The sequence below is a fragment of the Georgenia wangjunii genome, from assembly GCF_036421975.1.
Classification (GTDB): Bacteria; Actinomycetota; Actinomycetes; order Actinomycetales; family Actinomycetaceae; genus Georgenia_A; species Georgenia_A wangjunii.
On sequence record NZ_JAZGON010000010.1, the window covers coordinates 1 to 15,394 of the forward strand.

Annotated in this window: 15 protein-coding genes and 1 riboswitch; of the genes, 9 read left to right on the top strand and 6 right to left on the bottom strand. The window is 73.7% G+C overall.

Annotated elements, in window-relative coordinates; translation table 11 throughout:
- From V2J63_RS13330 to ddaH, 4 genes are all read left to right on the top strand, one after another.
- The coding region (locus V2J63_RS13330) for a hypothetical protein (protein ID WP_331231543.1) at window positions 1-234 on the top strand (234 nt) is incomplete at its 5' end.
- 306 nt (window positions 235-540) lie between these two features.
- Window positions 541-1,467, top strand: a complete 927-nt coding sequence (locus V2J63_RS13335) for a hypothetical protein (RefSeq protein ID WP_331230310.1) — start codon at window positions 541-543, stop codon at window positions 1,465-1,467.
- 35 nt (window positions 1,468-1,502) lie between these two features.
- Window positions 1,503-1,925 (top strand): hypothetical protein, encoded by a 423-nt coding sequence (locus tag V2J63_RS13340; protein ID WP_331230309.1) that lies wholly within the window; start codon window positions 1,503-1,505, stop codon window positions 1,923-1,925.
- Between the two features lie 140 nt (window positions 1,926-2,065).
- Window positions 2,066-2,878, top strand: a complete 813-nt coding sequence (gene ddaH, locus V2J63_RS13345; RefSeq protein ID WP_331230308.1) for a dimethylargininase — start codon at window positions 2,066-2,068, stop codon at window positions 2,876-2,878.
- A 78-nt stretch (window positions 2,879-2,956) separates the two neighbouring features.
- On the opposite strand, the gene V2J63_RS13350 is transcribed toward ddaH, so the two are convergent.
- From V2J63_RS13350 to V2J63_RS13360, 3 genes are all read right to left on the bottom strand, one after another.
- Window positions 2,957-3,892 carry a universal stress protein gene (locus tag V2J63_RS13350; protein WP_331230307.1) on the bottom strand — a complete coding sequence of 312 codons (936 nt, stop codon included), beginning with the start codon at window positions 3,890-3,892 and terminating at the stop codon, window positions 2,957-2,959.
- 211 nt (window positions 3,893-4,103) lie between these two features.
- Entirely contained in the window at window positions 4,104-4,991 is an 888-nt protein-coding gene (locus V2J63_RS13355; protein ID WP_331230306.1) for a C40 family peptidase, read from the bottom strand.
- Window positions 4,992-4,996: 5 nt separating this feature from the next.
- Window positions 4,997-5,157: riboswitch (cyclic di-AMP (ydaO/yuaA leader) on the bottom strand.
- 196 nt (window positions 5,158-5,353) lie between these two features.
- Entirely contained in the window at window positions 5,354-6,055 is a 702-nt protein-coding gene (locus V2J63_RS13360; protein ID WP_331230305.1) for an iron-dependent transcriptional repressor DtxR, read from the bottom strand.
- A gap of 147 nt (window positions 6,056-6,202) precedes the next feature.
- On the opposite strand from V2J63_RS13360, the gene V2J63_RS13365 reads away from it, so the two are divergent.
- The 3 genes from V2J63_RS13365 to V2J63_RS13375 all read left to right on the top strand — a co-directional run bounded on the left by V2J63_RS13365 (window position 6,203) and on the right by V2J63_RS13375 (window position 9,266).
- The gene (locus V2J63_RS13365; RefSeq protein WP_331230304.1) at window positions 6,203-7,264 is read left to right on the top strand and encodes a citrate synthase; all 1,062 of its coding nucleotides are present in this window, start codon (window positions 6,203-6,205) and stop codon (window positions 7,262-7,264) included.
- 151 nt (window positions 7,265-7,415) lie between these two features.
- The gene (gene serC, locus V2J63_RS13370; protein ID WP_331230303.1) at window positions 7,416-8,546 is read left to right on the top strand and encodes a phosphoserine transaminase; all 1,131 of its coding nucleotides are present in this window, start codon (window positions 7,416-7,418) and stop codon (window positions 8,544-8,546) included.
- A 24-nt stretch (window positions 8,547-8,570) separates the two neighbouring features.
- Window positions 8,571-9,266: a biliverdin-producing heme oxygenase gene (locus V2J63_RS13375; RefSeq protein WP_331230302.1), complete on the top strand. Its 696-nt coding sequence runs from the start codon at window positions 8,571-8,573 to the stop codon at window positions 9,264-9,266.
- Window positions 9,267-9,461: 195 nt separating this feature from the next.
- On the opposite strand, the gene V2J63_RS13380 is transcribed toward V2J63_RS13375, so the two are convergent.
- A complete protein-coding gene (locus V2J63_RS13380) occupies window positions 9,462-10,991 on the bottom strand; it encodes an MFS transporter (RefSeq protein WP_331230301.1) in 1,530 nt (509 codons plus the stop codon).
- Window positions 10,992-11,148: 157 nt separating this feature from the next.
- On the opposite strand from V2J63_RS13380, the gene V2J63_RS13385 reads away from it, so the two are divergent.
- Window positions 11,149-11,787 carry a TetR/AcrR family transcriptional regulator gene (locus tag V2J63_RS13385; protein ID WP_331230300.1) on the top strand — a complete coding sequence of 213 codons (639 nt, stop codon included), beginning with the start codon at window positions 11,149-11,151 and terminating at the stop codon, window positions 11,785-11,787.
- A 38-nt stretch (window positions 11,788-11,825) separates the two neighbouring features.
- Here V2J63_RS13385 and V2J63_RS13390 read toward each other — a convergent pair whose 3' ends face one another.
- Window positions 11,826-12,500, bottom strand: coding sequence for a response regulator (locus V2J63_RS13390; protein ID WP_331230299.1), 675 nt, complete (start codon window positions 12,498-12,500; stop codon window positions 11,826-11,828).
- Entirely contained in the window at window positions 12,497-13,540 is a 1,044-nt protein-coding gene (locus tag V2J63_RS13395; protein WP_331230298.1) for a sensor histidine kinase, read from the bottom strand. The genes V2J63_RS13390 and V2J63_RS13395 overlap by 4 nt, the downstream gene beginning before the upstream one ends.
- A gap of 453 nt (window positions 13,541-13,993) precedes the next feature.
- Here V2J63_RS13395 and V2J63_RS13400 point away from each other — a divergent pair, with 453 nt between their 5' ends.
- On the top strand, window positions 13,994-15,394 hold the full coding sequence (locus tag V2J63_RS13400) for a TrkH family potassium uptake protein (protein WP_331230297.1): 1,401 nt from the start codon (window positions 13,994-13,996) through the stop codon (window positions 15,392-15,394).

Genomic DNA, 15,394 nt, shown 5'->3' on the forward strand with positions numbered 1-15,394 from the left:
GTCGCCGTCCTGCGCAAGTCCGGGCCGCTCCTCCTCGGCGTCGCCCGGATCACCGTCCACGGGGTCGACGACTCCCGTGCCCGCGTCCGGTGGGACGAGGACGTGTGGCTCCGCGGCCCCGTACCGCGTGCCGTGACCCGAGTCGTCCTCGCGCCGTTCCTCGACGCCATGGGGGCGCTCGCCCTCTGGCGCATCGCACGCTCTTTAAAGTCCGACGCCGCACCAAAAACCTGAGTCCATACCAACGTCTAGACCTGCGTCTAGACATTGGTCTAGAAACGGCCGTCGGATCCTCCACGGGGGCTCTGGGAGCCTTTTACGGGTCCGCGAGCGGGATAGCGTCAGTGCCTGACCCCGTCGGGGCGCAGGCGCGGATCTCCGGGCCTGTGCCGAAGTGGCGGGCGTCACGACAATTGCTTAACCGCGATGCCCAACAACGGCTCCCGGCGCACATGTTTCATAGGGAGAAACTTTTCCTTGGAGCGGCGCACCGAGAGCCCGCGGCGGGACCACGTCGCCCGGTCGAACGGGGAGGTTCTCATGACTGCACAGACAGTCCGCCCGCTGGTGCGCCAGCGCAAGGCTCGCTCGACCAGGTTCCGCCTCGACATCGGCGAGTGGCTCGTCCTGCGCGGCGCCGTCCTCGACGCGGTCCCTGACGCACCCGTGCCGGCGGACTTCGCACCGGCCGCCTTCGGCCTGACGGAGTTCGCCCCGCTGACCGAGGCCGAGCGCCGCCGCTCGTGGCAGATGCTCGCCCAGCGCGGCCTCGCGCGCTACGTCCCGTCGAACGACGACCTCGACGCCGTCGTCCAGCCGTTCGCGGCCGGCCTCATGACCCTCGCGCTCGCCGACGTCCGCGTGGACGTGCGGTCGTGGTCCGGCGCCGTCGGTGTCGCCCAGAGCACGGCCTGGCGCGACGGCCACACGGTCGCCCTCTCCCGCCGCCGCCGGCTCGCCTCACCGGCCCGCTCGGGCGAGCTGCAGTACGAGCAGGAGAGCACGGTCGAGATCAGCCTCGCCTCGGACGGCTCGCTCGTCGAGGAGATCCTGCGAGCGCTCCCCCTCGGTGACGACACCACGGGCCCGGACACCGTCGGAGGGCCCGTGACGACCGGGTGGACGATGTCGCACACGGTGGCCGACGCGATGCGCCGCGGTCGCCAGGAGGTCGTCCCCCACCTCTTCGGGCTCGACGCGACGGCGCTCGGCGCGCTCGGCACCACCTCCACCGCCCTCACCGGCGGCGTGCAGATCCTCGCCTACCGCAGCCCGACCGGCCGCCCCGAGATGCGCGCCGATCAGCTCGCGTTCGAGGGCGCCTGGGTGTGGACCGGGGCGGACATCATCGAGCTGCTCAGCGCCACTGCTGACAAGGTGACGCTCCAGCGCACCACCATGTGCACGGTCCGGACCCGTCTCCTGAGCGCGCTCACGCGCCTGCTGCACGCGGACGAGTTCCTCTGACCACCTCCGTTCCCCTCTGACAGACGGGTCACGAGATGACCATCGGGGAGAGCGCGCCAACGACGACGCGCAGAAGCGTCGGTCTGGTCGACGACGGTGCGCCGACCCCGGCCGTCGACGCTGCCGCCGCGCTCCCGGCCGCAGCCGACCTTCGCCTCATCCACGTGGGGCGGTCGACCACGGCGTCGGACGGCCCTCCGGCCGCCCCGCGGGCGCCGCGCGCCGGCTCCGCGCCCGTCGCTGCGGAGTGCGCCGGGCGTGCGCTGGCCGCCCACGCCTTCGTCGACGCGGCCGTCACCGATGCACGAGCCACCCTCAGCGACCTCTGGAGCGGGCTCATCGAGACGGTGACCCCCGCGGTCGAGCACGCGCAGCACGTCATGGACGTCGCCGCCCGCACCCCGAGCGACGAGCTCGGGTGGATCGACCGCGCACGCGAGCTCGGCTGGCGCGACTGACGGCCTGACCGTCCGCTCTCACGGGACCTCGACGCGCCGTCGTGCGATCGAGCCGCTCACGCGCACCCGCGCGCCGCCGCGAACCGCCCACGTGCGCTGCGTACGCTCGGCGGACCCCCGCTCACGAAGGAAGGTCCTCCATGCCCGCTACCCGCGAGGCCACCGCCCGTCGCTACCTCATGTGCCCGCCGACGTACTTCACGGTGAGCTACGAGATCAACCCGTGGATGCACCCGGAGGTCCCGACGAGCACGGAGCGGGCGGTCGAGCAGTGGGAGTCCCTCCGCGGGACCTACCTCGAGCTTGGCCACGACGTCGAGCTCATCGAGCCGATCGCCGGCCTGCCGGACATGGTCTACGCGGCGAACGGCGCCGTCATGGGCGACGGCGTCGTCTACTCGGCGAAGTTCACCTACCCGCAGCGCATGCCCGAGGGGCCCGCCTACGAGAAGTGGTTCGCCGACGCCGGCTTCCCCACGGTCACCGCCACGCAGACCAACGAGGGCGAGGGAGACATCCTCACCGTCGGCGACCTCGTCTTCGCCGGGACCGGGTTCCGTACCTCGCACGCCTCGCACCTCGAGCTGCAGGAGGCGATCGGCAAGCCGGTCATCTCCATGCACCTCGTGGACCCGCGGTTCTACCACCTCGACACGGCGATGATGGTGCTCTCCGACTCCGAGATCGCCTACTACCCGCCGGCGTTCTCCCCGGGCAGCCGTCGTGTGCTCGAGCACCTCTTCCCCGACGCCGTCATCGCGACGGAGGCCGACGCGGTCGTGCTGGGCCTCAACGGCGTCAGCGACGGCAGGAACGTCATCCACAACCCGCGCGCGACCGACCTCGCCGGCGCGCTCGCCGAGCGCGGCTTCAACCCGATCGGCATCGACACGTCCGAGCTGCTCAAGGGCGGCGGCGGGGCCAAGTGCTGCACCCTGGAGATCCGCCCCTGACCTCCGCGCGCCGCCGCAGCCCGACCCTCACGCGCACCCGTCCCGCCCGTCCCGCCCGGGGGCGGGCGGGCGGCGCGTTCAGGGGCGGCGGCGCCAGGGGACGTCGCTCGGGGACGTGCCCTCGTCCGCGCAGCGGGCGGGCACGACGAGCACCGGGCACACCGCGTGGTGGAGCACCGCCTGGCTCGTCGAGCCGAGGAGCAGACCGGCGAACCCGCCGCGCCCGCGGGAGCCGACGACGACGAGGTCGACCGCCGTGGAGAACTCGGCGAGCAGGGCCGCGGCGTTCCCGTCGAGGGCGTGCTGGCTCACGACGATGTCCCGCCCGTCCACGGCCCGCTCGACGGCGACGCTCAGCCCCTCCTTGACGTCGGCGAGCACCTCGTCGCGGTCGACGGCGGCCGGCAGCCAGGCGAGAGACCCCACGCCGCCACCGATCGGCACGGTCGCGACGGCGGTGAGGTGGGCGTTCCAGGCGATGGCCTCGTCGACGGCGCGGCGCAGTGCGACCTTCGCCGACTCCGAGCCGTCGACACCGACGACCATGCGCCGCACCGGCGTGTACGCGGGCTGCCCCTCGGGCGGCTGCGGCACGACGACGGTGGGGCAGTGCGCGTGCGCCGGCAGCGCCGAGGAGACGGTGCCGAGGAGCCGGTCGGTGAACCCGCCACCGCCACGGGTGCCGACGACGGCGATCCCGGCCTGGCGGGAGAGCTCGACGAGCACGCCGGCGGGGTCACCGGTCTCGAGCGCGGACGTGACGTGGACGCCGGCGGCGCTCGCGCGGGCGACGGCCTCGTCGAGGACGGTCTGGGCGCCCTGCTGGATCGCCGAGTCGTCGACGGCGGCGAACCCGCCGTCGAGGGACGCGACCGTGAAGGACGGCACGGCGTAGGCGCACACGACGTGCACGCGCCAGCCAAGGGTCTTCGCCTCGGCGACCGCCCAGTCGACGGCGGCAAGGCTCGCCTCCGAGCCATCCACCCCGACGAGTACGACGTTCTCACGAGCCATGATCACCATCTCCGCCGATCGGGGAACTGCTCGTTCCCATCATGGTCCATGCCGGCCGTCCCGGGCCGCCATTCGCTCCCGGACGGACGACGACGGCCCGCACCTGGCGCGACGCCCCGTCCGTGCTGCCGATCCGTCCGGCCTTCGCCGGGTCGATCCGCAACGCAGTGGGTGCCGACGCCCGGTACGGGCCGTCGATGAAGGAGAGGGCTCAGCCGACTCGGATGAAGGTGGGCGCCCCGCGCCCGACGTGCGAGATGGGGCCGGCCTGCAGCGGCTTGGAGGGGTTGCGGGCGGCGATGTGCTGACCGTCACCGAGGTAGATGCCGACGTGGCCGGGCCACCAGACGAGGTCACCGGGGCGGGCCTCGGAGGCGCTGACGACGGTGCCGGCGTTGCGCTGGGCCGCGCTCGAGCGCGGGATGCTGATGCCGACCTGCGCGAAGACGTACGACGTGAAGCCGGAGCAGTCGAAGCCGGCCGGGGTCGCGCCGCCCCACACGTACGGGGTGCCGACGTAGCGGTAGGCGATGTCGACGATCGAGCCACTGGAGTAGTTCTGCGCGGGAGCGGCCTGGGCGGCCTGGGCCGGCGCCTCGGCGGCGGAGGAGGAGGCGGCGGCGGCGGGTGCCTCGGAGCGGGCGCTCGTGCGCGAGGCGGACTCGGCGGCGCGAGCCGCGGCGATGGCCTCGGCCTCGGCAGCGGCCTGAGCGGCAGCCTCGGCGGCGGCGATCTCCTGGACCCGGGCCGCGACGGGCTCGGCGGCGACCTCGGCCTTGGGCGGCGTCGCGGCGGCCTCGGCCACCTCGACGCTCCACTCGACGTCGGTCGGCACGGCCACGCTCGGGGAGAGCGTCGACAGCGCGGCGCGGGCCTCTCCCGCCAGCGAGGCGACGTCGACCGACGGGAGCGCCGTCGTCGTGCCGTCCGTGGAGGCGATCGCGGTGCTGGCGGCCATCGTGATGGCCAGTCCGGAGGACGCCGCGACGACCATGCCGCGGCGGGCGACGGGTCCGGTGACGGCCTGGCCGAAGGTGCTCAGCGGGGTCAGGGGGCGGCGTGCTGCGCGGTGGCGCGCGCCTGTGGTGGTAACGGTCACGTGTGTGTGCCTCTCCTGTCGCCTGCGAGGTGAGCTGTCGGGTGCGGGTTGGAGATTCACCCGGCTCGTCCCGCTCTCGCAGTCCGAGCTTTACCCCTAGGGGCCGACCGGAGCCGACCGCCAATCATGGTTCCCCCGTCCCTGCCGACGGTTTCGTTCTGGACCTCGGGCGGCGGCAGGGTTCGGCGTCCGTCCGGGGGCTCCCCGATATGGAGGGTGCGGGAAGCGTTCGCGACACTACACACCGCACACGGCCATGTCACGTTCCGGTCACGGTCCTGTGGAGATTGTGCTGGACGTCACACGTGAAGTGGCACGGTGCTGCCGGTGGCGTGCGCTAACAACCGGTGCGTCCGGCGCCCTCAGACGTCGACGAAGAGGTGTCGCGCGACGTCGTCGGGCAGGTCCAGCACGAGGTGGGAGGCGGGCGATCGAACAGAGACCACCTCGGTGCCGCGCTGGACGAGGACGGCGGCGCCGGGCCGCACCCCGGCCTCGGAGAGGCGCTTGAGGAGCTCGACGTCGACCTGGAGCGGCTCCCCGATGCGGCGCAGGGTCATGGGGGCGTCGCGCTCCGGCGGCGTCGTGAGTCCGGCCGCCTCGAGCAGGTTGATGACGGCGCGTGCCGGCGGGTCGAGCGGGGTCTCCCCGAGGTTCTCCAGGCCGGGGATGGGGTTGCCGTACGGGTCGTGGTGCGGGTGGTCGAGCAGCTGGACGAGGCGCTTCTCCACGCGCTCGCTCATGACGTGCTCCCAGCGGCACGCCTCCTCGTGGACGTACTCCCAGTCGAGGCCGACGACGTCGGTGAGGAGCCGCTCGGCGAGGCGGTGCTTGCGCATGACCCTGGTCGCCTTCTCGCGGCCCGCAGCGGTCAGCTCGAGCTGGCGCGTCCCCGTGAGGATGAGGAGACCGTCGCGCTCGAGCCGGGCGACCGTCTGCGACACGGTGGGACCGGAGTGCCCCAGGCGCTCGGCGATCCGCGCGCGCATGGGCGGGACCCCCTCCTCCTCCAGCTCGTAGACCGTCTTGAGGTACATCTCCGTCGTATCGATCAGGTCAGCCATGTCGCCTGCTCTCTAGTCCTTGGGCTCTCCAGCCAGGATATGGCGTCGGACGGCGCGGGGACCCGCCACCGGCGCACGACCTCGGCCGGCGTCGCCGGCCGAGGACGGCGTCGGGAGTGACCCGCGTCACGGCTAGCATCACCCCTGATGACCCACGAGCACTCGGAACCCGCCGCGGGCAGCCCCGCGGGAGGGCGGACGCCCTTCGCCGCCGATCCCACCATCTACGCCCGCCTGCCCGACGGGTCCGTCACCTACCGCGGCCAGCCGCTCACCGCGCTCCTCGGCCAGCACTTCGAGGCGGTGTGGGGGTTGCTCGTCGACGGGTCCCCGACGCCGGGGCTCCCGCCGGCCGAGCCGTTCCCGCTGCCGGTGCGCACGGGTGACGTGCGGGTCGACGTCCAGAGCGCCCTCGCCCAGCTCGCGCCCGTCTGGGGGTTCCGTCCCCTGCTCGACGTCTCCGCGGAGCGCGCCCGGGACGACCTCGCGCGCGCCTCCGTCATGGCGCTGTCCTTCGTCGCCCAGTCCGCGCGCGGCCTCGACCTGCCGGCGGTGCCTCAGCAGGAGGTCGAGCAGGGCTCGACGATCGCCGAGCGGTTCCTCATCCGTTGGCGGGGCGAGGCCAGACCGGAGTCCGCCGCTGCCCTCGACAGCCTGTGGACCGTCATGGCCGAGAACGGTCTCACCACCTCCACCCGCGTCGCGCGGCTCGTCGCGAGCACGGGCGCCGACGCCGCCGCGTGCCTCTCGGGCGCCGTCGCCGCCGTCGGGGGCCCGCTCACGGGTGGGGCCGCCGTCCGCGCCGTCGGGCTCATCCGCGACGCCGACCGGGCCGGTGACGCGGCGACGACGGTCCGGACCGTCCTCGAGGAGACCCACCTCGTCCCCGGGTTCGCCCGCAGCGACGAGCTCGTCGACGACACCCGCGCCGACCTCGTCCACGCGGTCTGCGCGCGGCTCGAGGTCCCGCTGCTCGACGCGGCGGAGGCCGTCGAGCGCGCCGCGGGCGAGGCGCTCCAGGACCTGTCGGACCGGCCCGTGCGCGCGAGCGCGACGTTCTGGGCGGCCGTCCTCCTCGACTTCGCGGGCGTCGAGCCGCGGCTGTTCAATGCGCTGCTCATCTGCGGGCGGACGGCGGGGTGGTCCGCGCACATCCTCGACGTGCAGCGCTCCCTCCTCCGGCTCGCGCCGGGACCCGGAGCGAGGTGACCGGGCGGCCGGCGACGGGCGCGGGTGCGGCCCCGCCGGGCGCGGCCGTGAGCGGCGGTCGGGGCCGGCCCGCGCGCGGGCGCCTCGCGAGCAGGGGCGCGGCCGTGAGCGGTCCGCCCGGGCACCGGCACCGGGGTGGGAGGATCGCGCCATGAGCACGACGCCGACGATCAGCATCCCGACCGAGCTCCTCCCCGCCGACGGCCGGTTCGGCTGCGGCCCGAGCAAGGTGCGCCCCTCGCACGTCGACGCCCTCGCCGCCGTCGGCGCGACGCTCATGGGCACGTCCCACCGCCAGGCGCCGGTGCGCTCACTCGTCGGCCGGGTCCGCGCCGGCATCGCCGAGCTGCTCGGCGCGCCCGAGGGGTACGAGGTGGTCCTCGGCAACGGAGGGTCGACGGCGTTCTGGGACGCCGCGACGTTCTCGCTCGTGCACCGCCGCGCCCGCCACGCCGCGTTCGGCGAGTTCGGCGCGAAGTTCGCCGCGGCGACCACCGGCGCCCCCTTCCTCGAGGACTCCGAGGTCGTGACCGCGGAGCCGGGGGCGCTCGCCGTCGTCGACGCCGCGCCGGGCGCGGACGTCTACGCCTGGCCGCAGAACGAGACCTCCACCGGCGTCCTCTCCCCCGTGCGCCGGGTCCCCGGCGCCGACGCGGGCGCGCTCATGCTCGTCGACGCGACCTCCGCCGCCGGCGGCGTCGCCGTCGACCTCGCCGAGAGCGACGTCTACTACTTCGCGCCGCAGAAGAGCTTCGCCTCCGACGGCGGGCTGTGGCTCGCGGTGTGCTCGCCCGCCGCGCTCGCCCGCATCGAGGAGATCGACGCCTCAGACCGCTGGATCCCGGACTTCCTCTCCCTCCAGGCCGCGGTCGACAACTCCCGCAAGGACCAGACCCTCAACACCCCGGCCATCGCCACGCTCGTGCTCCTCGCCGAGCAGGTCGAGTGGATGCTCGGCAACGGCGGCCTCGCCTGGGCCGCGCAGCGCACCGCAGCATCGGCCGAGATCCTCTACGGCTGGGCGGCCGAGCGGGCCTGGGCCACGCCGTTCGTCGACGTGCCGGAGCACCGCTCCCCCGTCGTCGGGACGATCGACCTCGACGAGGCCATCGACGCGACGGGGGTGACGGCGGCGCTGCGGGCCAACGGCATCGTCGACGTCGAGCCGTACCGCAAGCTCGGGCGCAACCAGCTGCGCGTCGGCATGTTCCCGGCCGTCGATCCCGAGGACGTGCGCGCCCTGACGGCGTGCGTCGACCACGTCGTCGAGAAGCTGGCCTGAGCCGCACCCTCCGAAGGAGCCCGAATGGCCGACGCCACCTCCGGCGCCCTGCTCGACCCGCCGGCCCCGGCGCTCGCGCAGGCGGTGCCGCCGTTCTCGACGACGCTGCGCCTGAGTACCCGCGACGTCCACGAGGACGCGGAGAACGTCGGCTTCATGAAGCGGCTCTTCGCCGGCGAGATGCCGCGCGAGGGCTACGCGGCGCTGGTGACGCAGCACTGGTTCGTCTACACCGCGCTCGAGGAGCGCGGCCGGGTCCTCGCGGCGGACCCGGTGGCGGGCGCGTTCATCACCGCGGACCTCGAGCGGCTCCCGAGCATCGAGGCGGACCTCACGTTCCTCGTCGGTGCCGACTGGCGCGCGCGTATCGAGCCGCTCGCGGCGACCGCCCGGTACGCCGAGCGCATCGCCGCCCTCGACAAGGCCGGCCCGTTCGTCGCCCACCACTACACGCGCTACCTCGGTGACCTCTCCGGTGGGCTCGCGATCGGCCGCATCCTCGCGCGCACCTACGACCTCGCCCCCGGCGAGGACGGCGTGCGGTTCTACCACTTCCCGGCCATCCCCAAGCCGAAGCTCTTCAAGGACGGCTACCGCCGCGCGCTCGACGAGGCGCCGTGGTCCGAGCGCGAGCGCGAGCAGGTCCTCGCCGAGGCCCGTCTCGCCTTCGAGCTCAACGCCGGCATGACGGTCGAGCTCGGGCAGCACTTCCCCGCCTGACGCCGGTGTCGCCGCCGCCGCCGCGCGGGTCCCTGCCAGGTGGAGGACGCACGTCCGTGCGCCTCGGCACGGACCGGCCGGGGTCGAGCGTGTCGAGGCGCACGGACCTCGACACGGACCGGCCGCGGGCGGGTGGCGGCGCGAAGCAGCGCGGCCGGGGCTCGCGCTCCAGCCGCGGTCGCCGACCCCTCGGACCTACCGCGCGGTGCGCAGCGTCCGCAGCGCGATCCACGCCGCGACGAGCATGGTCGCGACGCCGATCGCCGACGTGACGACGACCCCGGAGTCGAAGGCGTGCCGCGCGGACTCGAGGAGCGCCTCCCCCGGCCCGGACGGCAGCCGCGACGCCACCTCGTGCGCGCCGCCGAGCGTCTCCTCCGCGGCGCGGGTGTCGGCGGCGCCGAGCCCGTCGGGCACGGCCACCCGCGTGCGGTAGGCGGCGGTGAGGATGCTGCCGAGGACGGCGGTGCCGAGCACCGCGCCCACCTCGTACGCCGTCTCCGAGATCGCCGATGCCGCGCCGGCCTTCGTGGCCGGCACGCTCGAGAGGATGAGGTCGTTGGAGATCGTCTCGGCCGAGCCCACCCCGGCGCCGAGGATCATGAACGCAACGAGCAGCCCGACGTCGGAGCCGGACGTGCCGCTGAGGAGCACCACCGCGTACCCGACGGCGTTGAGCAGCAACCCGGACGCGACCACCCGCGCCGGCCGCACGCGCCGCACGACCGGCACGACCGCCAGCCCGGCGATGATCGTCACCGCGAGCCCCGGCAGGAGGACGAGCCCGGCCTCCATCGGTGCGCGCCCGCTCACGAGCTGCAGGTGCTGGGAGATGAAGAAGAGGAAGCCCACGAGGGAGAAGACGCTGAGCAGGTTCGCCGCCACGGCGCCGCTGAACACGGGGTTGGTGAAGAGGCGGACGTCGAGCATGGGCGAGGCGCGGCGCAGCTGGCGCCGGACGAAGACGACGCCGGCGAGGATCCCGAGCGCGACCGGCACGAGCGGCTCGACGCCCCAGCCGGACTCGGCGAGGCTCTTGATCCCGTAGACGAGCGGGACCATCGTCGCCAGCGAAAGGCCGATGCTCAGCGGGTCGATCGGCCCGGGCGCGGGGTCGCGCGACTCGGGCAGGAGGAACGGTCCGAACGCGAGGAGCGGGAGGAGGACCGGCACGGCGAGGAGGAAGACCGAGCCCCACCAGAAGTGCTCGAGGAGGAAGCCCCCGACGATCGGTCCGAGGGCCGCGCCGCCGGAGAAGCCGGCCGCCCAGACGGCGATCGCCGTCCGGCGCTCCGTGGGCTCGACGAAGATGTTGCGGATGAGCGAGAGCGTCGCCGGCATGAGCATGGCGCCGAAGAACCCGAGCCCGGCGCGCGCGGAGATGAGCATCGCGGCACTCGGGGCGAACGCGGCGAGGGCCGAGATGACGGTGAAGCCGATGCTGCCGACGAGCAGGAGCCGGCGGCGCCCGATCCGGTCCCCGAGGCTGCCCATGGGGACGAGCAGGCCGGCGAGGACGAGCGGGTAGACGTCGACGATCCACAGCAGCTCGGTCCCGCCCGGGCGTAGGTCCTCCGAGATGGACGGTACGGCGAAGCTGAGCACCGTGTTGTCCACCGCGACGAGGAGCACGGGAAGCATGAGGACGGCCAGCGCGGCCCACCGCCGCCTCGTGCTGAGGGTGGGTGGGGCGTCCTGGGTGGGGACGGTCGGGTGAGCGGTCATGCGGTGCTCCACTGCGGGGTCGGGCGGGGCGACGGGAAGTCGCCGGCGTAGGCGGGTCGGGCTCGGGACACGGCGCGGCGACCCCATCGGCGCTGCATGTCCGTCGTCTACTGTACCGTCTGGACGGTACATGTGTCACGCGGCTACCGTTGCGGGTATGTCAGCCAGGGACGCCGTGCTCGACGCCTTCGCCGACCTCCTCATCGGCGACGGGGAACGAGCAGCCACCCTTGACGCCGTCGCGGCCCGCGCGCAGGTGTCCAAGGGCGGCCTGCTCTACCACTTCAAGTCGCGCGACGCGCTCGTCGACGGGCTCATCGAGCGCCTCCGCGAGCTCGCAGCCGCCGACGTCGCCGCGATGCGCGTCGCCCCCGAGGGCCCTTCCGCGTACTACGTCAGCTCCTCGGACTTCGCGGGCTCCCCGCTCGACCGGGCCCTCGTCGCGACCGCGCGCCTCGCCCAGAACGCGAGCCCGAACGCCCGCGACGCGATGCGCGAGATCCAGCAGCAGTGGTACGCCCTCATCGCCGAGGAGGTAGGCGATCCGGCCTCCGCGCGCGCCATCCTCCTCATCGGCGACGGGCTCTACTACAACGCCGCCCTGGCCGGCGGCCCCTCGAGCGCGCCCACGCCGGGCGGCAGCGCGGGCGACGGCGGCGGTGCGGGCGACGACGGCGGCGACGACGGCGCGGACGGTCCGGCCGCGTCCGAGCCCGAGGCCGAGGCCGACGACGACATCGCGGCACTCCTCGGCGTCGTCGAGCTCCTCAAGCGCCACGCCGCGACCCGCGGCTGATCTCACGCGCTCACCGGTGCAGGGTCCGCTCGCGGGCGCTACCGCTCGAACCGGTAGCCGACACCCGGCTCGGTGAGGAGGTACCGCGGGGAGCTCGGCTGGTCCTCGAGCTTGCGGCGGAGCTGCGCCATGTACACGCGCAGGTAGTTGGTCTCGTCGGCGTAGCTCGGGCCCCACACCGCCTGGAGCAGGTCACGGTGCGTGACGAGCGCGCCGTCGGAGCGAACGAGCGTCTCGAGCAGGTTCCACTCGGTGGGCGTGAGGTGCACGGCGAGACCCGCGCGTTCGGTCCGTCGCGCCTCGAGGTCGATGGTGAGGGCACCCGCGTGGACGACGGCGGGGGCGGGTGTCGGCGTCGTCCTGCGTAGCGCGGCGCGAAGCCGGGCGAGCAGCTCGTCGACACCGAAGGGCTTGGTGACGTAGTCGTCCGCGCCGGCGTCGAGGGCGGCGACCTTCTCCTCCTGCGCCTCGCGCGCGGAGAGGATGAGGACCGGGACGCTCGACCACACGCGCAGCGCGCGGACGACCTCGATCCCATCGGTGTCGGGCAGCCCGAGGTCAATGATTGCGACGTCGGGCGGGGTGGCGCGGGCGAGCGCGATGGCCCGGTTGCCGCGCCCGGTCGACACGACGTCGAAGCCTCGCGCCTCGAGGTTGATCGTCAGCGTGCGCACGAGGGCGACGTCGTCGTCGACGAGGAGGAGGCGGGTCACCTCGCTGCCACCGGCAGGTCCACCGTCATGGTGAGTCCACCCCGGGGGGTGTGCGACGGCGTGATGACGGCGTCCATGGCCTGGGCGAAACCTTGTGCGATGGCGAGCCCGAGCCCAGCGTTGGAGGTGTGCTCGCGGTCGTCGAGCCGCTGGAAGGGCACGAACATCGTCGCCCAGCGCTCTGCCGGCACGCCCGGGCCGTGGTCGACGACGTGCAGCCGAGCGCGGTCGCCGCCGTCGTGGCCGCGCACGATCTCCGCCGTCACCTCGACGGGGGTGGCGCCTGGGCTGAAGCGGAGCGCGTTCCGCACGAGGTTGTCGACGACGCGCTCGAGCAGCCCGGCGTCCGCGAGGACCGGCGGGAGGTCGTCCGGGATCGTCGTCACGACGGGAGCGCCGCGTTCCGCCAGCAGCGCCCGAGCGACGACCTCGTCGAGCGTGACGGGAGCGAGGTGGACCGCGACCGCGTCGGACTGCAGGCGGCTCATGTCGAGGAGGTTAGTGATGACGCGAGTCAGCCTGTCGGTGGAGTCCTCGATGGTCGCGAGGAGCTCGGCGCGCTGGTCCGGCCGCCACTCGACGTCGTCCTGGCGCAGCGTGCTCACCGCCGCCTTCGTGCTGGCCAGAGGCGTGCGGAGATCGTGCCCGACGGCGGCGATGAGCGCCGAGCGCACGCGGTCCGCCGCGGCTAGCTCGCGGGCCGCCACCTCCTGCGCGGCGATCTCCTCCTGATACGTCGCGCGGTCGCGCGCAGCCAGCTCGACGGTCGCGCTCACGACGACGGCTGCAACGACGAAGACGACGAGCTCGACCACGCTGTCCCCCTCCGCGACGGCAAGCGTGTGGTACGGCGGGGTGAGGAACCAGTTGGCGAGCATGAACGACGCCGCCGCGGCGAGCACGCCGGGCACGAGGCCGCCGAGCGCGGCGATGACGACGACGGCGAGCAGGTAGATGAGGAGCAAGCTCCCCAGCGCGAGCTCGGCACGCGCGGCGGCGAGCGCGACGGTCGCCAGGGGCAGGCCCGCGGCGGCAAGCACGAGCGCCGATATCCGCCGCGTCGGTGACACCCCTGTCCCGGCGGTCAGCCGCGCGCGCCAGCTCGCGCGGGCGACCGCACCAAGGCGGGCGCTCTCGTCCGGGCGGGCGCCGCTGCCCGGGCGGGCGCTCCGGCCCGCGCTGGAGCTCCCGTCCAGCGGCGCGCGTCTCATACGCCGTGGGGCCGTCGGGGTGGGCACGCGCTCAGCCTGGCACAGCGGCCCGGAACACGACGTCCGGCGTCGGCGCGGGCCTCTTAACGAAATCCTGATGCCTCGCGGAGCCTTCCGCGCATCTCCGGCTGCCCCGGACTTCCTACGCTCAGATGCGCCACTCCGCGTGCCCGCACGGGCGCCGTGGCGCGAGACGACCCGAGAGCCCAGGCACTGGTGACCACCTCCCCCGACATCCATCCGACGACTCCGCCGCGCCGGCGGTCCACGCCGCCGCCGGCCGTGCCCGCAGCACCCGAAGGGCGCCTGCACCGGCTGCTCCCACCCTCCCGCCGCTCCACCGCGACGCGCGCGCACCGGGAGATCAGCCGCCGACGCCCGGTCCAGGTGGTGGTCCTCGGTTTCGCCGTCGCCATCGTCGGGGGCACGGCCCTCTTGCTGCTGCCCGTGTCCGCGACTGGCCAGGACGCGAGCCTCATCGAGGCGTTCTTCACCGCCGTCTCGGCGGTCTGCGTCACCGGCCTCATCATCGTCGACACGCCGACGTACTGGAGCACCTTCGGCCAGGTGGTCATCCTCGGCCTCATCCAGGTCGGCGGCTTCGGCGTCATGACGCTCGCGTCCGTCCTCGGCCTCATGCTCTCCCACCGGCTGCGCCTGCAGAGCAAGGTCGTGGCCGCGACGGCGACGCGGACCGCCCGGCTCGGGGACGTACGCACCGTCCTGCTCAACGTGCTGCGCACCGTTGTTGTCGTCGAGACGGTGACCGCGCTCGCGCTCACGCTGCGGTGGTCCATCGGCTACGACGTGCCGCTCGGGCGGGCGGCATGGCTAGGGCTGTTCCACTCGATCTCGGCGTTCAACAACGCTGGCTTCGCGCTGTTCAGCGACAACCTCGTCCCCTACGGCAGCGACCCGTGGATCTGCTTGCCCATCGCTGCCGCGCTCGTCGTCGGCGGGCTCGGCTTCCCGGTGCTGCTCGAGCTGTACCGCCAGCACCGGCGGCCCGCGCGGTGGAGCCTGCAGACGAAGCTCACGCTGCTCATGACGGCGCTGCTCGTCTCGGGTGGCACACTCTTCGTGCTCGTCGCGGAGTGGAACGGCGCGGCGCTGGGGTCGCTCAGCGGCCCGGGCAAGGTGCTCGCGGCACTGTTCCAGTCCGTCACCACCCGGACCGCGGGCTTCAACAGCGTCGACGTCGCCGAGCTCAACACCGGCACGTGGCTCGGCATGGACGTGCTCATGCTCATCGGCGGTGGCAGCGCCGGCACGGCCGGCGGTATCAAGGTGACGACGTTCGCCGTCCTCGGCCTCGCCATCTGGTCAGAGCTGCGCGGGGACCGCGACGTCTCCGCCTACGGGTGGCGGATCTCCTCGGTCACGCTCCGGCAGGCGCTCACGGTCGCGCTGCTCAGTGTCGCCCTTGTCATGGCGTCGACGATCACGATCGCCATGACGTCGCCCTTCACCCTCGACGAGATCCTCTTCGAGGTCGTGTCCGCCTTCGCGACCGTCGGCCTCTCGACGGGGATCACGGCGGACCTCGCGCTCCCCCACCAGCTGCTCCTGTGCGCACTCATGTTCGTCGGCCGGCTCGGGCCGATCACGCTCGGCACGGCGCTAGCCATGCGTACCCGCGAGCAGGCGTTCCGCTACCCCGAGACCACCGCGCTCATCGGCTGA

Bases quoted from the DNA above. Each gene is read 5' to 3' on its own strand.
- V2J63_RS13385 (WP_331230300.1), top strand. From the start codon at position 11,149: ATGTCAGCCAGGGACGCCGTGCTCGACGCCTTCGCCGACCTCCTCATC.
- V2J63_RS13340 (WP_331230309.1), top strand. From the start codon at position 1,503: ATGACCATCGGGGAGAGCGCGCCAACGACGACGCGCAGAAGCGTCGGT.
- V2J63_RS13360 (WP_331230305.1), bottom strand. From the start codon at position 6,055: ATGGCTGACCTGATCGATACGACGGAGATGTACCTCAAGACGGTCTAC.
- serC (WP_331230303.1), top strand. From the start codon at position 7,416: ATGAGCACGACGCCGACGATCAGCATCCCGACCGAGCTCCTCCCCGCC.
- V2J63_RS13380 (WP_331230301.1), bottom strand. From the start codon at position 10,991: ATGACCGCTCACCCGACCGTCCCCACCCAGGACGCCCCACCCACCCTC.
- ddaH (WP_331230308.1), top strand. From the start codon at position 2,066: ATGCCCGCTACCCGCGAGGCCACCGCCCGTCGCTACCTCATGTGCCCG.
- V2J63_RS13375 (WP_331230302.1), top strand. From the start codon at position 8,571: ATGGCCGACGCCACCTCCGGCGCCCTGCTCGACCCGCCGGCCCCGGCG.
- V2J63_RS13365 (WP_331230304.1), top strand. From the start codon at position 6,203: ATGACCCACGAGCACTCGGAACCCGCCGCGGGCAGCCCCGCGGGAGGG.
- V2J63_RS13335 (WP_331230310.1), top strand. From the start codon at position 541: ATGACTGCACAGACAGTCCGCCCGCTGGTGCGCCAGCGCAAGGCTCGC.
- V2J63_RS13350 (WP_331230307.1), bottom strand. From the start codon at position 3,892: ATGGCTCGTGAGAACGTCGTACTCGTCGGGGTGGATGGCTCGGAGGCG.